The sequence below is a fragment of the Pseudomonas sp. AGC41 genome (assembly GCF_057334555.1).
Genome location: NZ_JBHFJB010000138.1, coordinates 8,799 through 11,736, shown reverse-complemented (window position 1 = coordinate 11,736; position 2,938 = coordinate 8,799). Strand labels below are relative to the sequence as shown.

Here is a 2,938-nt window from a genome sequence, read left to right as displayed (position 1 = left end):
CCCCCCCCAAGGCGGCCTCAGGCAGCAGCTCGCTTCTGATTGACCTTTACCGGCCCGGCCTGCGCCTCGATCTGCTGTTTAAGGTCATGGCGCATGCCCAGCAGGAATCCCGCCTCGACCACGACGAACAACGGCCCGACAATCAACCCGCTGAGGTCATCGACGAACGCCGGTTTGCGTCCTTCGTAATAGTGGCCGACGAACTGGATCACCCAGCCCACCACAAACATGCCCAGGCCACTGGCCAGCCATATCGTCGTGCTTTGTGCGGCGAGCGCTTGGCCCAGCCAGACAGCCAGCCCCAGCAGCATGGTCATCAGCACACCCAGACGTAATTCCAGGCGCAGGTAGAACCAGGCACTGGCCACTGCCACCAGCAGCGCGGGGGAAATCAGCACCGAGCCAACCGGCCATCCCGGCCGTGACAACAGCACGGCGACGGCAACGAAAATCAGCGGAATACCGATGAAGTGGCTGGCGATGTTGCGTGGGTCGCGGTGATAGGCCGCGTATTGACTGAGATGATCGACGAGGCTTTTCATTGTTGTTCCTCCTGAGGTGATGCCCGCATGATGCCCAGGTTCCACCAGGCGCTCTGTCAGCTAGCCGACACTTGTCCCGGAGTTTCCATGAATACTCATCCCTGGCATGCGCACTTGATGACCGGCCACTGGTACAGCCATCTGCCCGCCGATTTACAGAATAGTCTGCTGGAGATGTCGCGGCTGCGTCGCCTGTCGCCCGGTCAGCGGTTGTTCAAGCGCGGCGATCCGCCATGTGGCGTGTACGCGGTGCTCGAAGGGGCGGTGCGGATCGGCGCCGTCAGTGAGCAGGGCAAGGAAGCGCTGTTGAGCGTCGTGGAGCCACCCTATTGGTTCGGCGAAATCAGCCTGTTCGATGGCCAGCCACGTACCCATGACGCGCAGGGGGCAGGGCAGTGCACGTTGTTGCATGTGCCTCAGGCCGGGCTGTTGGCTTTTCTCGAAGAACAACCTGGTTATTGGCGGCAGTTGGCCTTGCTGATGAGTCACAAGTTGCGCCTGACCTTCGTCAACCTCGAACACCTGAGCCTGATGCCTGCTCCGGCCCGCGTGGTCCATCGCTTGCTGATGATTGCCGAAGGCTACGGTGAAATCGAACCGGCACGCCGGGTTCTGCAACTGCCCCAGGACCAGCTGGCGTTGATGCTTTCCCTGTCGCGCCAAACCACCAACCAGATTCTCAAGGATCTGCAGGGGCAGGGCATTCTTCAGCTTGGTTACGGCGAGATCGAAATCCTCGATATCGAACGGTTGCGGCGGCTGGCTTCTACCTGAAGCCGACCACTCGTACAGATCGGGATTGCGCTACACTCGGACGAAATGAATTAAATATAGTGCATTCTGTATCTTTAATTATTTTTTGCACTGTATACGATGCGGAGTTGGCGTATGGAAACCCTTGGTGCGTTGATCAGGCGATTGCGCAAGGAACACCGTCTTTCCCAGCAGGCATTGGCTGCGCAGTACGGCATGAGCCGCGCGACGATTTCAGGAATTGAAAACAATACTATTGCTGAAGTCGGCATTCGTAAGGTCGAAGCTATTCTCAACGGCTTCGGCTATGAGTTGACGGCGATCGCCCGTCCGGCGAAGCGCCCGACGCTCGATACACTGAAAAAGGAATCTTTCCATGACTGATGAACAAGGTCTGGACAGGTTGCAAGTCACCGTCAGCGAAGCGGCTATCGGCATCCTTGGGCGAGGCCAACAGCGCAGCGATTCAGTGTTCACTTATGCGCCTGACGCATATGAGGAACAGTCGGTTTCGCTGACCATGCCAGCGCGTCTTGAGAGCTATAGCTGGGAGCCCGGCGTACCCCCGATCTTTGAAATGAACCTGCCGGAAGGTGCCTTGCGTGACGAGCTGGTGCGCCGTTTCAGTAAAGCGGTGCGGGGCTTTGACGACTTCGCCATGCTTGCCATCGTGGGACCTCATCAGCTGGGCAGGGTCGGTATTGGTCGTTTGCATACCGAGGCCGGGCCGCCCGAAACCAGTTTGGCGGACTTGTTGGTGCATGACGGGGCCGAGGGGTTGTTCGAGGATTTGCTGGACACCTACGGGCGATATTCGGGTGTTTCTGGAGTACAACCCAAAGTGTTGGTACGCGACAGCGCATCCGCTGTTGATCGCTTGACCCACCGGGGTGCTACACATCTGGTCAAGGCGTTTCGCTCGGACGAGTTCCCCGAGTTGGCCGCTAATGAATTCTTTTGCATGCGGGCCGCGATGCATGCGGGGCTTGAAGTGCCGGAATTCGAGTTGAGCGAGCGCGGAAAATTTTTGATCGTCAAGCGTTTTGATCTGCCGCGCACTGGCGAATATCTGGGCTTTGAGGACTTTTGTGTACTCAACGGCTCGCCATCGAAAGCCAAGTATGACGGTTCGTACGAAGGCGCGGCCCGGCAGATCAAGGCGTTTGTTTCGCCCCATATGCTGAATCAGGCGCTGGAGTCCTTGTTTAAAATCGTAGCCCTCTCGGCCGGATTGAAAAATGGCGATGCGCACCTGAAAAATTTCGGGGTGCTTTATGACCACTGCGGCGCGGATGCATCTATCCGGCTCGCACCCGCCTACGACCTCGTCAGCACAGCGGTTTATATTCGTAACGACAACATGGCGCTCTTGTTAGGCGGTTCCAAAGCCTGGCCGAAATATAAAATGCTGATGGGGTTTGGCCGCTCAGCCTGCAATCTGACGGAGAGGCGCTGCAAGGATCTATTGGAGCAGGTTATTCATGGAATGGACCTTGCGTTGGCCGAGATGCGTCGCTACATGGACGCTAATCAATCGTTCAGAGCAACTGGCGAGGCAATGGGCGAGGCGTGGAAGGCTGGGCTTGCACGCAGCCTCAAACCTGACAACGGCTGACCGGAGCCATCACGAGCAGGCTCGGGCC

4 protein-coding genes are annotated in these 2,938 nt (G+C 58.0%); 3 read left to right on the top strand and 1 reads right to left on the bottom strand.

What is annotated here, in order from left to right; all coding sequences use genetic code 11:
- Positions 1–17: 17 nt before the first annotated feature.
- Positions 18–542 carry an Mpo1 family 2-hydroxy fatty acid dioxygenase gene (locus tag ACE04F_RS22795; protein ID WP_486110028.1) on the bottom strand — a complete coding sequence of 175 codons (525 nt, stop codon included), beginning with the start codon at positions 540–542 and terminating at the stop codon, positions 18–20.
- An 87-nt stretch (positions 543–629) separates the two neighbouring features.
- On the opposite strand from ACE04F_RS22795, the gene ACE04F_RS22790 reads away from it, so the two are divergent.
- From ACE04F_RS22790 to ACE04F_RS22780, 3 genes are all read left to right on the top strand, one after another.
- Positions 630–1,316: a Crp/Fnr family transcriptional regulator gene (locus tag ACE04F_RS22790; RefSeq protein WP_486110027.1), complete on the top strand. Its 687-nt coding sequence runs from the start codon at positions 630–632 to the stop codon at positions 1,314–1,316.
- Positions 1,317–1,430: 114 nt separating this feature from the next.
- Positions 1,431–1,679: a helix-turn-helix domain-containing protein gene (locus ACE04F_RS22785; RefSeq protein ID WP_486110026.1), complete on the top strand. Its 249-nt coding sequence runs from the start codon at positions 1,431–1,433 to the stop codon at positions 1,677–1,679.
- Positions 1,672–2,910 carry a type II toxin-antitoxin system HipA family toxin gene (locus ACE04F_RS22780; RefSeq protein ID WP_486110025.1) on the top strand — a complete coding sequence of 413 codons (1,239 nt, stop codon included), beginning with the start codon at positions 1,672–1,674 and terminating at the stop codon, positions 2,908–2,910. Before ACE04F_RS22785 ends, ACE04F_RS22780 begins: the two co-directional genes overlap by 8 nt.
- Positions 2,911–2,938: the final 28 nt, after the last annotated feature.